The sequence below is a fragment of the Endozoicomonas sp. ALC013 genome (assembly GCF_049310205.1).
Lineage (GTDB): Bacteria > Pseudomonadota > Gammaproteobacteria > Pseudomonadales > Endozoicomonadaceae > Endozoicomonas.
Genome location: NZ_JBLYNS010000055.1, coordinates 17,815 through 32,086, shown reverse-complemented (window position 1 = coordinate 32,086; position 14,272 = coordinate 17,815). Strand labels below are relative to the sequence as shown.

12 protein-coding genes are annotated in these 14,272 nt (G+C 50.5%); 5 read left to right on the top strand and 7 right to left on the bottom strand.

What is annotated here, in order from left to right:
- The first annotated feature begins 212 nt into the window (after positions 1-212).
- On the top strand, positions 213-1,271 hold the full coding sequence (locus tag ACO6V1_RS12015; protein WP_422450197.1) for a hypothetical protein: 1,059 nt from the start codon (positions 213-215) through the stop codon (positions 1,269-1,271).
- 83 nt (positions 1,272-1,354) lie between these two features.
- Here ACO6V1_RS12015 and greA read toward each other — a convergent pair whose 3' ends face one another.
- From greA to dapB, 5 genes are all read right to left on the bottom strand, one after another.
- Positions 1,355-1,831, bottom strand: coding sequence for a transcription elongation factor GreA (gene greA, locus ACO6V1_RS12010; RefSeq protein WP_422450196.1), 477 nt, complete (start codon positions 1,829-1,831; stop codon positions 1,355-1,357).
- The gene (carB, locus tag ACO6V1_RS12005; protein ID WP_422466985.1) at positions 1,828-5,088 is read right to left on the bottom strand and encodes a carbamoyl-phosphate synthase large subunit; all 3,261 of its coding nucleotides are present in this window, start codon (positions 5,086-5,088) and stop codon (positions 1,828-1,830) included. Before carB ends, greA begins: the two co-directional genes overlap by 4 nt.
- 27 nt (positions 5,089-5,115) lie before the next feature.
- Positions 5,116-6,258, bottom strand: coding sequence for a glutamine-hydrolyzing carbamoyl-phosphate synthase small subunit (gene carA / locus ACO6V1_RS12000; RefSeq protein WP_422450194.1), 1,143 nt, complete (start codon positions 6,256-6,258; stop codon positions 5,116-5,118).
- Between the two features lie 177 nt (positions 6,259-6,435).
- Positions 6,436-7,278, bottom strand: a complete 843-nt coding sequence (locus ACO6V1_RS11995; RefSeq protein ID WP_422466983.1) for a hypothetical protein — start codon at positions 7,276-7,278, stop codon at positions 6,436-6,438.
- A 249-nt stretch (positions 7,279-7,527) separates the two neighbouring features.
- Complete coding sequence (gene dapB / locus ACO6V1_RS11990) at positions 7,528-8,334, bottom strand: 4-hydroxy-tetrahydrodipicolinate reductase (protein ID WP_422450192.1); 807 nt, start codon at positions 8,332-8,334, stop codon at positions 7,528-7,530.
- Between the two features lie 665 nt (positions 8,335-8,999).
- Here dapB and ACO6V1_RS11985 point away from each other — a divergent pair.
- Positions 9,000-9,521 carry a HugZ family protein gene (locus ACO6V1_RS11985; protein WP_422450191.1) on the top strand — a complete coding sequence of 174 codons (522 nt, stop codon included), beginning with the start codon at positions 9,000-9,002 and terminating at the stop codon, positions 9,519-9,521.
- 14 nt (positions 9,522-9,535) lie between these two features.
- Positions 9,536-10,672 (top strand): bifunctional diaminohydroxyphosphoribosylaminopyrimidine deaminase/5-amino-6-(5-phosphoribosylamino)uracil reductase RibD, encoded by a 1,137-nt coding sequence (gene ribD, locus ACO6V1_RS11980; protein ID WP_422462496.1) that lies wholly within the window; start codon positions 9,536-9,538, stop codon positions 10,670-10,672.
- A gap of 50 nt (positions 10,673-10,722) precedes the next feature.
- Here ribD and ACO6V1_RS11975 read toward each other — a convergent pair whose 3' ends face one another.
- Both ACO6V1_RS11975 and ACO6V1_RS11970 read right to left on the bottom strand, forming a co-directional pair.
- A complete protein-coding gene (locus ACO6V1_RS11975) occupies positions 10,723-11,646 on the bottom strand; it encodes a hypothetical protein (RefSeq protein WP_422466981.1) in 924 nt (307 codons plus the stop codon).
- A gap of 46 nt (positions 11,647-11,692) precedes the next feature.
- The gene (locus ACO6V1_RS11970; protein WP_422466979.1) at positions 11,693-12,094 is read right to left on the bottom strand and encodes a hypothetical protein; all 402 of its coding nucleotides are present in this window, start codon (positions 12,092-12,094) and stop codon (positions 11,693-11,695) included.
- 216 nt (positions 12,095-12,310) lie between these two features.
- Here ACO6V1_RS11970 and ribBA point away from each other — a divergent pair, with 216 nt between their 5' ends.
- A complete protein-coding gene (gene ribBA, locus ACO6V1_RS11965) occupies positions 12,311-13,429 on the top strand; it encodes a bifunctional 3,4-dihydroxy-2-butanone-4-phosphate synthase/GTP cyclohydrolase II (RefSeq protein ID WP_422466977.1) in 1,119 nt (372 codons plus the stop codon).
- Between the two features lie 351 nt (positions 13,430-13,780).
- A complete protein-coding gene (nusB, locus tag ACO6V1_RS11960) occupies positions 13,781-14,266 on the top strand; it encodes a transcription antitermination factor NusB (protein ID WP_422450560.1) in 486 nt (161 codons plus the stop codon).
- The last annotated feature ends 6 nt before the right edge of the window (positions 14,267-14,272 follow it).

Genomic DNA, 14,272 nt, shown 5'->3' with positions numbered 1-14,272 from the left:
GGGAGGCTGTCGGACTTAAGACGGCCCTACACGGCAATGGCTCCTGCGTTGCCCTGGCTCCGCTTCAGGACGAACGGAGCCTGGACATCAATGATAGAAATAGAAGGAACCCATCAATTACATTGAAATCGTGTCAGAAAGGAACTTTTATAAGAAAGAGTGATCTCAAGCTGTAAGTCAGTAATGCTACAATTCAATAATGCTATAATTCAATGAATCACCTTAATAACATACCTTCATTCGATTCTTATTTTACCGGCCTTTATTGCGGCTCGTTAGATTTGCCAGAGCAAACGTATAAATTCAGTGTCAGTGGACAACAGTCTGAATACCAGGGCATGTCTGTTCAGACACTGAACGCTCCTTTTCCGGTTTACCATAATCCGTCAGATACACATAAAAATTTTGCTGGTTCTATTAATTCATTGAATAAATATACTATTAATTCTTCAACCCTTGCCGCTTCAGCAAACACTTTCGCAAATGATATTCCCGAGATACCTCAATCAGCTCTTGACCAATATGTACCCTGGAATTCTGATGACCAACAGTTTCATTATACGTTGCCATCGACATCAGATATTCCCTTTATTCAGCAATTATGCTTATCGGGAAGCGAGCCTGAGATCAGGGAACCAGCATCAGTAAGCTATTTGAATCCAGATAATAAGTTAACTCATTTTCCTGTCATACCCGACAATCCAGAGGATTTACAACCAACTGCTGTAGCTAACCCACTCAGCCTGAACCAAACAACCCGGGCACAAGGAATAGTTGATGGTAACTCTTCAATCGTTAAGCACAAGAAGGCGCTTCAAAATAATCCTGCTTGCCCGGGGAACCAAAGGGGGCTCCAAAGGAAGTGCCACAAGAATGATTCTTCATACGCAGAGCGCCAAAGGATGCGCCAAAGGGTGTACAAAAAGAAGCGTTACATGAATGATCCCGATTTCGCAGAGCGCCTGAAGAAGTATCAAAGGGAGTATCAAAGGGAGCGTCGCAAAGATCCTGCTTACCTGGAGTACCTCAAACTGCGCCAAAGGGAGCTCCGTAAAGACCCCGCATTCTCTGAGCGCGAAAGGGCGCTTGGCAGACAACGTTACAAAAATCCTGATTACGCAAACTGCCAAAAGGCTCTCAGCCGTGAGTGGCAGAGGAATCGTCGCCAGGATCCTGCTTACCTGGAGCGAGAAAAAGGAGACTCGTTATGGATCGCAGGAAAAGATCCCAATTACTCAAAGCGCAAAAAGAGTGCAGTACAAATTCGTTAGCAAAAATAAAGCCCTGTGCTGCCTCAGACAACACAGGGCTTCAATAAGTATGGAAAAAGATACCGCGCTCAGTGATGCGTTAATCAAATATGCTGCACTTCATCGATCTCATATTCAACACCGCCAGAAGGCGTGTTAACCACAACCACATCCCCTTCTTCCTTGCCGATCAGGGCCCGGGCAATGGGTGAGTTGACAGAGATCTTGTTCACTTTGATATCCGCTTCATCATCACCCACAATCTTGTAGGTGACTTTCCGGTCATCATCCAGGTTGATCAGTACAATCGTGGTACCGAACAGCACCTTGCCGGTCTTGGTGATGGTGGTAATATCAATTACCTGGGCATTGGAGAGCTTGGCTTCAATCTCGTTGATGCGACCTTCGGCAAAGCTCTGCTGCTCACGGGCGGCATGGTATTCAGCATTCTCCTTAAGGTCTCCGAGCTCACGTGCTTCAGCAATAGCCGCAGAAATACGAGGACGTTCCACCCCCTTCAAATGAGCCAGTTCCTCACGGAGGGCTTTTTCACCCTCCACCGTCATGGGAATTCTTTTCATCCAACGTTACCTTCGTGTAGATCCTGAAGCCGTCTGACCAATCTTTCAGATCCAAAGGCGATCGAACGTGCAATCGCTTCTGCTCCCGCCATGGTGGTTGTATATAGCACCTTATTGGTCAATGCAGAGCGACGGATCAGATAAGAATCAGCAATGGCCTGACGACCTTCAGTCGTATTGATGACGAAGGCTATATCACCATTGACGATCATGTCCACCAAATGCGGTCTTCCCTGATGCACTTTGTTGATGGTGGTGACCGGCAAACCGGCTTCTTCAATCACTTTTGCCGTGCCGGAGGTGGCCAGTAGCTCAAAGCCGATATCCATCAGCAGACGAGCCACCATCGGCAACTCCGGTTTGTCAAAATCCCGGACGGAGAGAATGACCTTACCCCCCTGTGGCAGCTGCATGTTCTCAGCCAGCTGCGCCTTGTGGAAGGCTTCCGGGAAGGTAGCCCCAACGCCCATCACTTCGCCGGTGGATTTCATCTCCGGGCCAAGAATCGGATCCACGCCGGGGAACTTATTGAATGGGAAAACCGCCTCTTTGACACTGTAGTATGGGGGCACAATCTCAGCAGTAAAGTTCAGCTCATCCAGGGTTTTGCCCATCATCACCCGTGCCGCAATCTTGGCCAGGGAGTGACCAATGCACTTGGAGACAAATGGCACGGTACGGGAAGCCCTGGGGTTCACCTCAATCACGTAGATCTGGTCATCCTGAATGGCCAGCTGCACGTTCATCAGACCCACAACACCCAATTCCAGCGCCATGGCACGAACCTGCTCACGGATTTCATCCTGATGACGACGGTTCAGGCTGTAAGGCGGCAGCGAGCAGCTGGAGTCACCGGAGTGAATACCCGCCTGCTCGATGTGCTGCATGATCGCGCCAATCACCACACGCTCACCATCACACACCGCATCGACGTCCACTTCTACCGCACGGTTCAGGAAGTAGTCCAATAGCACCGGGCTGTCGTTCGATACCTGAACAGCGTCTTTCATATAACGCACCAGCTCATCTTCGCCGGCGACAATTTCCATGGCACGGCCACCCAGAACATAGGAGGGACGAACCACCAGTGGATAGCCAATCTCCGCCGCTTTGGCCACCGCTTCCTGCTCACTGCGAACCGTGGCATTAGCGGGCTGCAACAGACCCAGTTTCTGGATCATCTGCTGGAAGCGCTCACGGTCTTCGGCACGGTCAATGGCTTCAGGGCTGGTACCGATAATCGGCACACCTTCGGCTTCAAGGGCACGGGCCAGTTTCAGCGGCGTCTGGCCACCGTACTGAACAATAACCCCGGTGGGTTTCTCAACATCGATGATGGCCAGCACGTCCTCCAGGGTTACCGGCTCAAAGTAGAGTCGGTCAGAGGTGTCGTAATCGGTAGAAACGGTCTCCGGATTACAGTTAACCATAATGGTTTCGTAACCATCTTCCCGCGCCGCCAGTGCCGCATGGACACAGCAGTAGTCAAACTCGATCCCCTGACCGATACGGTTTGGCCCACCGCCAATCACCATGATTTTTTCACTGCCAGAAGGCTCGGCTTCACACTCCTCGTCATAGGAAGAGTACATGTACGCTGTCGTAGACCGGAATTCAGCTGCACAGGTATCCACGCGCTTGTAGACGGGCTTGACCTGTTGTTTACGACGATAGTTGCGTACTTCGGCTTCTTGAATACCCAGCAGCTCAGCCATACGGGCATCGCTGAAGCCTTTCTGCTTCAGACGGAACAGGCGCTCTTTCGACAGAGAGGTCAGACCTTTGTCATTAACCGCGTCATTAGCCAGTAACGCTTCCTCATTCACCAGATCCTGGATCTGCACCAGGAACCATGGATCAATCATGCACTCAGCAAAGATCGCTTCCAGGGTCATACCGGCACGGAAGGCATCAGCAACGTAGTAGATACGGTCAGCTTTCGGTGTCACCAGTTCACGACGGATTCTGGCCAGTGCATCTTCACGTTCTGCATCAGAGCAGGCATCCAGTTTGATATCAAACATGGAGTTAAAGCCCGTGGCACCGGTTTCCAGGCCACGCAGTGCTTTCTGCACAGACTCCTGGAATGAACGACCAATGGCCATTACCTCACCCACCGATTTCATCTGAGTGGTCAGACGGTCATCTGCCTGAGGGAACTTCTCAAAGGCAAAGCGGGGGATTTTGGTCACCACGTAATCAATGGATGGTTCAAAAGAGGCGGGAACCACACCACCGGTGATCTCATTGCTCAACTCATCCAGGGTGTAACCCACCGCCAGCTTGGCAGCAACACGGGCAATGGGGAAACCGGTGGCCTTGGAAGCCAGGGCAGAAGAACGGGATACCCGGGGGTTCATCTCAATGACCACCATACGACCGGTGTCCGGGCAGATACCAAACTGCACGTTGGAACCGCCGGTTTCCACACCAATCTCACGCAGTACCGCAATGGAGGCGTTACGCATGATCTGGTATTCCTTATCGGTCAGCGTCTGGGCTGGCGCGACGGTAATGGAATCTCCGGTGTGAACCCCCATGGGATCAAAGTTTTCGATGGCGCAGACAATGATGCAGTTATCATTGCGGTCACGAACCACTTCCATCTCGTACTCTTTCCAGCCAATCAGCGACTCATCAATCAGCAGCTCATTGGTGGGCGAAAGGTCGAGGCCACGGAAGCAGATCTCTTCAAACTCAGCTTTGTTATAGGCAATACCCCCCCCGGTGCCGCCCATGGTAAACGACGGACGAATAATACAGGGGAAGCCAACCTGATCGAGAACGGCACGGGCTTCTTCCATGGTATGGGCAATACCGGAGCGCGGCGTTGCCAGACCGATATTTTTCATGGCCTGGTCAAACAGCTGGCGATCTTCGGCTTTGTCGATGGCCTGCTGGTTGGCACCAATCATGGCCACGCCGTACTTTTCCAGCACACCTTTATGGAACAGATCCAGGGCACAGTTCAGCGCGGTCTGACCGCCCATGGTGGGAAGAATCGCATCCGGGCGCTCTTTTTCGATAATCTTCTCGACGGTCTCCCAGCGGATTGGCTCAATATAGGTTGAGTCCGCCATGGCCGGGTCGGTCATAATGGTCGCCGGGTTGGAGTTGACCAGGATGACCCGAAACCCCTCTTCCTTCAGCGCCTTACAGGCCTGCGCTCCGGAATAGTCAAACTCACAGGCCTGGCCGATAATAATTGGACCAGCCCCGAGTATCAGAATACTTTCAATATCAGTACGTTTTGGCATCTTGTTCTCACATCAAAACGGGGTTGGTTACTTTGCTGCCTTCAGCATCTCAACAAAACGGTCAAACAGCCCGGCCACATCGTGTGGGCCAGGGCTTGCTTCAGGGTGCCCCTGAAAGCTGAAAGCAGGACGATCAGTCCGCTCAATACCCTGGAGGCTGCCATCAAACAGTGACTTATGGGTTGCCTGCAGGTGCTCTGGCAACGAGTCTTCCGCTACTGCAAAACCATGGTTCTGGCTGGTGATCATGACCTGTCCGGTCTTGAGATCCTGAACCGGGTGATTGCCACCGTGGTGACCAAACTTCATCTTCTCGGTCCTGGCACCACTGGCCAGAGCCAGCAGCTGATGTCCCAGACAGATACCAAACACCGGCAGAGAAGTGTCCAGAATTTCTTTAATGGCGGCGATGGCGTAATCACAGGGCTCAGGATCACCGGGGCCGTTAGAGAGGAAAATACCATCCGGATTCATGGCCAGAACCTCTTCGGCCGGTGTTTTGGCTGGCACAACGGTAAGACGACAGCCTCGCTGAGCCAGCATGCGCAGAATGTTTCTTTTAACACCAAAATCGTAAGCCACGACGTGAAACGGCAGGTCCGTCACGTCGGCATGACTGTCGGTCTCCAGATTCCAGACGCCTTCTGTCCAGGTGTAGGGCTGGTCAGTGGTGACTTCTTTTGCCAGGTCCATCCCTTTCAGGCCCGGAAATTCACGGGCCCTGGCCAGTGCTTTGGCTTCAGCCGCTTTTCCGGTCAGGGCGTCTCCCGCCAGGATACAGCCGTTCTGCGCACCTTTTTCCCGGAGAATTCGAGTCAGGCGGCGGGTATCAATACCAGCGATGGCGACAATATTGCGGGATTTCAGATAATCATCCAGAGACATTTTGCTGCGCCAGTTGCTGGCCAGCAGTGGCAGGTCCTTGATGATCAGACCGGCGGCCTGGATTTGTGGGGATTCTTCGTCTTCCGGAGTAATACCGGTATTACCAATATGGGGATAGGTGAGCGTAACGATTTGGCGGGAATAGGAAGGGTCGGTGAGAATTTCCTGATAACCGGTCATTGCCGTGTTAAAAACCACCTCACCACTGGTCTCACCATCAATACCGATGGCAATTCCCCGGAAAATACTGCCATCTTCCAGAGCTAAAACAGCCGTCTTAGTCAAAGGATCCTCCCGAACTTGAACCTGAGCGCCTTAAGCCCGAACGCTATGATGCTTTAAGTCCTCCAGTTTGAAGACCCAAAAAAAGCGAGATGTTTTAAAAAACTATCTCGCTTTTGATCTTGCACCCTGTCGCAAACACCATAAATTCAAGGCAAATTTCAGCTATTAGACTATAAATCAGCTAACTTGTCCACTACTTTTTTGGTCGCCAGGTGATTTTTGATTCAGAGCATCAAGAGGCAGCAACTCAACCCAGTCTTGTTTATTCATATATTCTTTAACCGCTCTTCCCGCCCCTCCGGCCAACCCTGCACAATTGGACATCTCCCGAATCGCCTGATTATACACACACGCCCTAAACTTCTTCTGCAACTCCTCCTGCTTAAGTTCAAGCGTCAGTTGTTGAATCTCTATTTCCAATTTAATCAGTTTTCTTGAAGATTCATCGTGTAAAAGTACCTTGAATGCATACTCCATAGGATGCATTAAATTACCCAGACTGCGTCTGCAGAAACCTAGATTTTCCAAAACTCTCTTCGCCTTGTTTTCTTTGCTTTTCAGCTCACTCTTTTTTTTCTGTGTTTCGATCAAGAGCTGTAATCTGTTTTTTTTGATGATTCCCTCCATCCGATGCTCAAAGCATATCCTGAATAAATCAGAGTTACGGCTCTCCCTGTGGTTATTTGCTGACCCGGGCGCGTTGTTTTTACTCAAAGTGGGTAGCTCATTTCTTGCTAATTTCTGAGACACCACTTCAAGGTCCGTGCATGCAGGCAACGGCCTTTTCATCGATTTACCCATGCTTTCCGCTGGAACAGAGCCATTATAAGGCGCAATATGACGGGAACAAAGGCTGTGGGCAGTTCTGTCGCAAGCTGTATTACTGCCCGGAAGCATTTTTTTCTGTCCTTCAGCTGTCCTCGGGAAACCTTCAATGCCATCAAGAATGGCATCAAGACTCTCATTCGCCAACCAATCCCCCCACCCCTGAGGGGTAACAACGCCGGATACTATCATCACTATCAACCTCCTTTTTCACCCATTTTCCGCATTATCAGCGCACCGGGCAGTGATTTAAGCTCTCTTCAGTAATCAACCATGCAGCCAGACAGTTGATCTCAGGTTCATCACTTCCCGTTTAATCAGTTACTACAACGCCATCTGTGCAAAAACGAAGGGTATTGTTATACCCCAGGGAATTGTAATGATGATGACAGGTCAAGCATGAGAGCCCCTTGAACTGCAATCATTCATTGAAATCCAGTGGATTCAGGTTTTCAGCCCCAAAACATCCTGCATATCGAACAGGCCGGACTTTTTATCAGAAATAAATCGAACCGCCCGCAATGAGCCCCGGGCATAGATCAACCGGCTGCTGGCTTTATGGGTTACCTCCACGCGCTCACCTTCACAGGCAAACAGCACCGTATGGTCACCAACCACATCTCCGGCTCGAACAGTGGCAAAGCCAATGGTTTCCCGATCTCTTGGCCCGGTATACCCTTCGCGACCGTAAACAGCGCACTTTTGCAGATCACGCCCCAGGGTATCTGCCACCACTTCACCCATTTTCAGCGCCGTTCCGGAGGGTGAGTCCACCTTATGACGATGGTGCGCCTCAATAACTTCAATATCTGCATCATCACCCAGTACCCTGGCAGCCATCTCCAGCAGCTTGAACACCAGATTGACCCCGATACTCATATTAGGCGCAAAAACGATGGCGGTATCCTCTGCCGCTTTGGCGAGCTCTGCCTTCTGATCATTGCTTAAGCCAGTGGTGCCAATCACAATGCCTTTACCATACTGCTGGCACAGGGCAACATTCTGCATGGTCAATTCCGGGGTGGTAAAATCAATCAAAACATCAAAGTCATTAACAGCTGCCAACAGGCTATCTGTTAATGGCACACTCAGTGAGCCAACCCCTGCCAGGTCTCCTGCATCCACCCCCAACAGACTGTCGCCAGGCTTGATAATTGCTGCTCCCAGCTGGCACTGCTGATCAGCGGCAACGGCCTCCACCAGCATTCGCCCCATTCTTCCAGCGGCACCTACAATGGCAACTCTGGTCACGTCACACTCCCTCTGGCATTTTAATCGGTTGCAAAAATCCCTCGTAGTCTATCGGACTACCCACAAACAGCAAGCAGGGCAGGAAAAACAGCAATCCGGCTTTTATTTTTTAAGGAAAAAACGATAACCTGCCCCCACTTCGTGAAAGTTACAGGTGCAATGATGATCAGACAGTTTGTGCAAGACGTTCGGGAGATGCATTGGGCTCCAAGGCTGTTTATGGCCATGGTCATTGTGAAAACCCTCTCTGTGATGATTCGGGAAGCACAGATACTTTAAAACTGAACTTTTTAACCTTACGGATATTCTAAGTTCTGATTCCTGAAAATGGATTCACTCCAAATCCATTAAATTTAATTCATAAAACTTTGGAAATAATGATTATGAATACGGGTCAGATTACAAATTTTTCTTGAAAAGTATTTGCCCGAACTGGTCAAATCACCAGAATCGTTGTAGCAACCAATCAGAGAAAAGAGAAAGTAGCCTACTGGGACACATCGGTTAGTCACACCCCTACGAAAAAGCCTGTTTGAATCGATAATCCGGCATCAATGATGCCATTATCCTACTCCTTTGGGCACGCCATCTATACGAAGAGACAATAAAGCTCGCAATAGGTTATATTACTCCGCTAATGATGCTGATTCTCATCCAAGGTAGTCATGAGCAAGAAAGTAGCAGTTATAGAAGGTGAAGAACTTGCGGCCATCGCTGAACGCTGCGAGAAGCTGGTAAACAGCCATCAAACGTTAACGCTTTCCACACTTTCTCCACAAGGGAGACCGGAAATCAGCTACACTCCCTACCTGCGGGGGGAAGACGGTACTTTTTATATATTCGTCAGCGAGCTGACTCACCACACTCCCAATCTGCTGGCTAACCCTGTGTGCTCAATCCTGTTTGCAGCCCCTGAGTCAGAAACCAAAAACCTGTTTGCCCGCGAGCGCGCCTTTTTCCACTGCCAGGCCGATGAGCTGGCAAGAGGCACCGAACGCTGTGACCACTGGCTGGACCTGATTCAGGAAAAATTTGGCAATACGGTGGAAGTCTTGCGCAATCTGCCGGACTTTCACCTCTTTGCCCTGACGCCTGAAAATGGCCAGTATACCGTTGGTTTTGGCAAAGCTTTCAAAATCAATGCGGATGGCTCTTTCAGCCATATTGTTATCGATAAGAAAAAGTAATAACCGAGGTTCCAATGACCCAAGAAGCGATAGACAGTGGCTTTATGGCTAAGGCTATCGAGCTGGCTCGCTCAGGTTGGTATACAACCATGCCCAACCCGAGAGTTGGCTGTTTAATTGTAGACGTCAACGGTCATATTGTTGGAGAAGGCTGGCACGAAAAGGCAGGAGAACCTCACGCCGAAGTGCATGCACTACGCATGGCTGGCACAAAGGCCAAAGGTGCCACAGCCTATGTAACCCTGGAGCCTTGCAGCCATTTTGGCAAAACACCGCCCTGTGCAGAAGCCCTCAAGGCTGCCGGTGTCGCACGGGTGGTTGCGGCAATAAAGGATGACAACCCGGCCGTATCCGGTAAAGGCATGGCCCTGCTTCAGCAAGCAGGGATAGAAATCCAATCCGGTGTTCTTGCCGATGATGCCCGGGCCCTGAATGAAGGTTTTCTCAAGCGTATGTCTACGGGCATGCCACTGGTCAGAGCAAAACTGGCCATGAGCCTGGATGGCAGAACCGCCATGGCCAGCGGTGAATCCCAATGGATTACCGGCCCCAAGGCACGCAGTGAAGTGCAAAAACTCAGGGCACAGAGTTGTGCAATTATCACCGGGGTAGGTTCGATCCTTCACGACGACTCGTCACTGACGGTTCGCCCCGATGAACTGGGTTTGGCCAATGCCGAAGCGATCTGCAAACGTCAGCCTCTGCGGGTGGTTCTGGACTCCACACTGCAAACGCCCGTTGATGCCAAAGTTATTTCAGGCCCCGGGCATTGCCTGATCGTTACCACCTCACCATGCTGCCCTGAGAAAAAAGCCCAGCTGGAGCAAGCGGGTGCAGAAGTGCTGGTTTTAGATAATGCCGAAGACCAAACGGCTGGCAGAGTAAACCTCCCGGCAGTGTTAGCAGAACTGGGACGCAGGGAGTGTAACGAGGTGCTACTGGAAACCGGCGCTCAACTGGCTGGCAGTATGATGGCTGAAAACCTGATTGATGAGCTGGTGGTATTCATGGCTCCGATTCTGATGGGCTCAGCAGCAAGACCCCTATTGAACATACCACTGCAAAGCATGTCTGAAAAAAAAGAGCTGGTCATCAAGGATATCCGGGCAATAGGTAATGACTGGAAAATCACAGCGCGACCATTGTCTTGATGAGCTGCTCCCAACAAAAGATGAAAAGCAAGCCTGCCGTCACAACACAGCTATCTCTCGCCTGTCATGTAGTGCTTGCCTTCTTCATCGTACACAAATAATTCTGCCTCAGGGTATTGCCCCATGACTTCAGACAATGTTTTTTTTGGATACTCTTCAAGCTCACCTTTAGAGCCAAGAACGTTGATTACCGTTTCATCAAGATCGCAAACAATGATCCTGCAATTTTGTGTACACGCCATCAGACGAAGATCAATCTGTTCGGCATAATTATAAGACTCCTTTAAATTTTCAATTTGTTTTTTAAATAAAGAAGTGAGTGCCGGGTGAAACTCCAGCTTACCATTACCATCCAGGCACCTTTTTCCCTCATCGTAGGATTTTTGTCTTAATTCCGTGATGCTGGCATCACGTCTAATTTTGGACATACCATCATAAAAACAATTGCCATCGCGAACCGTCTTAACAAACTTCCGGTGGTATTTCTCGAGTATGGCTGCCGCCTTTCGCTCTTTCCGGATAGCTTTTGCTCGTCGAACGGCGTCCGATTCTTTACTTGAAGCGAGACCCTGCGTCATAGCGGGATCACTTTCAGTAATCTTTGAAGTGCCTGAGTCCAGGCTACGCTGAATAGCCTTTGCCACATCTGCTCGCTCTCTGTCACTACGCATTTGCTCATCCTGTATCTGCGACTTTCTGCTGAGCGCTAACGCCCGGGCCAAAGCGGGATCATTCTCATCAGTTGCAGTAGCCAGGCTACGACGTATAGCTTCTGACAGCTCACTGGCCTCCCGGTCTCGGTCAGCACGTCTCAACTGATCCGTGACCTCAGTCACCATGCTCTGCTCTATTGCTTGCTGGAGATCATCATTAAATACGTCAGCATGGTTATGGCTCACAGGGCTCTCAGAATAACCTTCATCCTGCGCTTCATCAGGAAGCCTATATACACGCTCCGTGTCATCTACATCCAATGGGTCAGGAATGTCACTCAGATTACTGGCCGTTTCATAACCTGAATCATCGCCTGACTCTGTCGATCCGGTTGTCTGACGATTTGCATTCTGGCCACCCTCGATTGCTGGCAATGATTGCTGATATGGTATGTGACTCACAAAGGGCACCCCCCCCCTTGTTAACCCCTGCAACATACCGCTCCTTTATGCTTTTCTCTATGGTGGGTGCCTGGAGCGCTTCCTCCATGGTTTTCCTGTAATGGGGTGCGAGGAGGAAACATTTGACATGATTGACCAGATAAGAAAAAAAACCTTCCTTGACCTCCAGCTTATAAACCAGTCGTCCATCTGACGTATTCACCTTTTGCATATCCAGGGATCGCCAGCGGCTGTGGTTACCTTCACTGTTCCAATTTTCAAGAACGTCAGCAGAAGACTTTAATACATCCGATGCATTTCCAAACATTATAATTAGTCCCTTTATCATTCCATTGAATAGTGACCAGCCAGATAAACAGCAATAATACGTCCAGAAACATCACAGGCAAATCACAACAAAGCACAGATTCCCCACAAACCGCTTTTAACCCCTGACGAAAAGAGTAAAATAGCCGCCACACATTTTTTCGCTTATAGCTGATAAGAAATCGTACCGGAAACCACCGGTTATCAGAGGGACATTATGCAGCTGAACTCCATCGAAGAACTTCTAGAGGACATTCGCCTCGGTAAGCCGGTCATACTGATGGATGATGAAGACCGTGAAAACGAAGGTGATCTGATCATCGCTGCGGAGAAAATCACCCCGGAAATTGTTAACTTTATGACCCGTGAGGCCAGGGGGCTGCTGTGCCTGACACTGACCGGCGATCGTTGTGATTTCCTTGGCCTTCCACCAATGGTGGGGGTTTCGGACAACCAGTCTGGCTATGGCACACCATTCACCGTATCCATTGAAGCGGCAGAAGGGGTGACCACGGGTATTTCCGCTCAGGACCGGGCCAGAACCATTTTAACGGCGGTTGACCCACTTTCACGCCCGGCCGACATTGTCCAGCCAGGTCATATTTTCCCACTTCGTGCCAGACCCGGCGGGGTATTGAGCCGCGCTGGCCACACCGAAGCCGGTTGTGATCTTGCCCGTCTGGCAGGACTGACACCGGCAGCCGCCATTATTGAGATCATGAATGAAGATGGCTCAATGGCCCGTCGCCCTGACCTGGAAGCGTTTGCAGAAAAGCACGACCTGAGAATCGGTACTATTGCCGACCTGATCCACTACCGGATTGTCCATGAAAAAACCGTAGAAAAGGTTGAGCAACGGGTCATTAATACCGACTTTGGCCAGTTTGATCTTTCGGTTTACCAGGACAGCATCAGCGACTGCAAACACCTGGCGCTCAGCAAAGGCTATATCACGCCGGACTCACCAACCGTGGTTCGTGTTCACGCCATGGAACCGTTCCGTGACCTGCTGGCAGCACACAGTGACGCTACCCGCACCAGATGGTCTCTGCATAAAGCCATGGCCAGGGTCGCCGAAGAAGGCTGCGGGGTTGTTGTACTGCTTGATCCCGGCAGCCACCAGGACCTGGGAATGGCCCTGGAGCGCTTTGTTGATGCCAATGAGCGTTCGTCTTCCGATGGAATGTCCAGAGCCTACCAGGCCATTGGCACCGGCTCACAGATTTTGCGGGACCTGGGCGTTGGCAAGATGCGCCTGTTAAGCTCGCCCATCCGCTTTGCGGCTCTTTCCGGGTTTGACCTGGAAGTTGTGGAGTATCTGCCATTTGGTGAGTAACTCATCCGATGGAAATAGCCCCTCAATAGCGTAAAAAAATCACAATGAACGTTACCCGATCATGTAAACTGATCGGATATCGTTCATCTGTATTTAATACAGAAGTTGCCTTTGCTATTACTATTTGGTTGGTTCACCTTCTGGTGGTACACCGCACTTTGATTGCGTTGCTAACGAATGTGTTTAAAAGCCGTCTCAGGTTAATCTGGAAGTTGAAGTGCTTCCCCTTGATGCTCTGACGGTAACAAACCTGGTGGCCGACAAAATCTGGCAGCAAGGGCGGAAAGGCCTGTGCCTTTCAAATGATATCCCTTTTATAGAATCTGGAGGCTTGAGGTGAGCACCTCGCCAATGAATAACCCACAAGGCAACCCCGTTCAAAAGAAGAGCGCAGACCGGCTTAACCCGTCGGCTCGCAGAAGAGCACGACAGCTGGCCCTTCAGGCACTGTATCAGTGGCAAATTGCCAAATCACCACTGAACCAGATTGAAGCGCAATTCCGCACGGACAATGATTTCAGCAAAGTGGATGCCGACTATTTCAGTGCCATCATTCATGGTGTGCCCAATCAAACCAACCAGCTTGATGAAGCGATGACCGCCGTACTGGACCGCCCATTGAGCCAGCTTGACCCGGTGGAGCTGTCAGCCCTGCGCATTGGCTGCTTTGAACTGATCAACCGGAAGGATGTTCCTTACCGGGTGGTGATCAATGAAGCCATTGAACTGGTCAAGCGCTTTGGTGCCCAGGACTCCCATCGCTATATTAACGGCATCCTCGACAAGCTGGCACCACGCCTGCGTTCTGAGGAAGTGCAAGCCTACCGGAAAAAATAGGCTGAT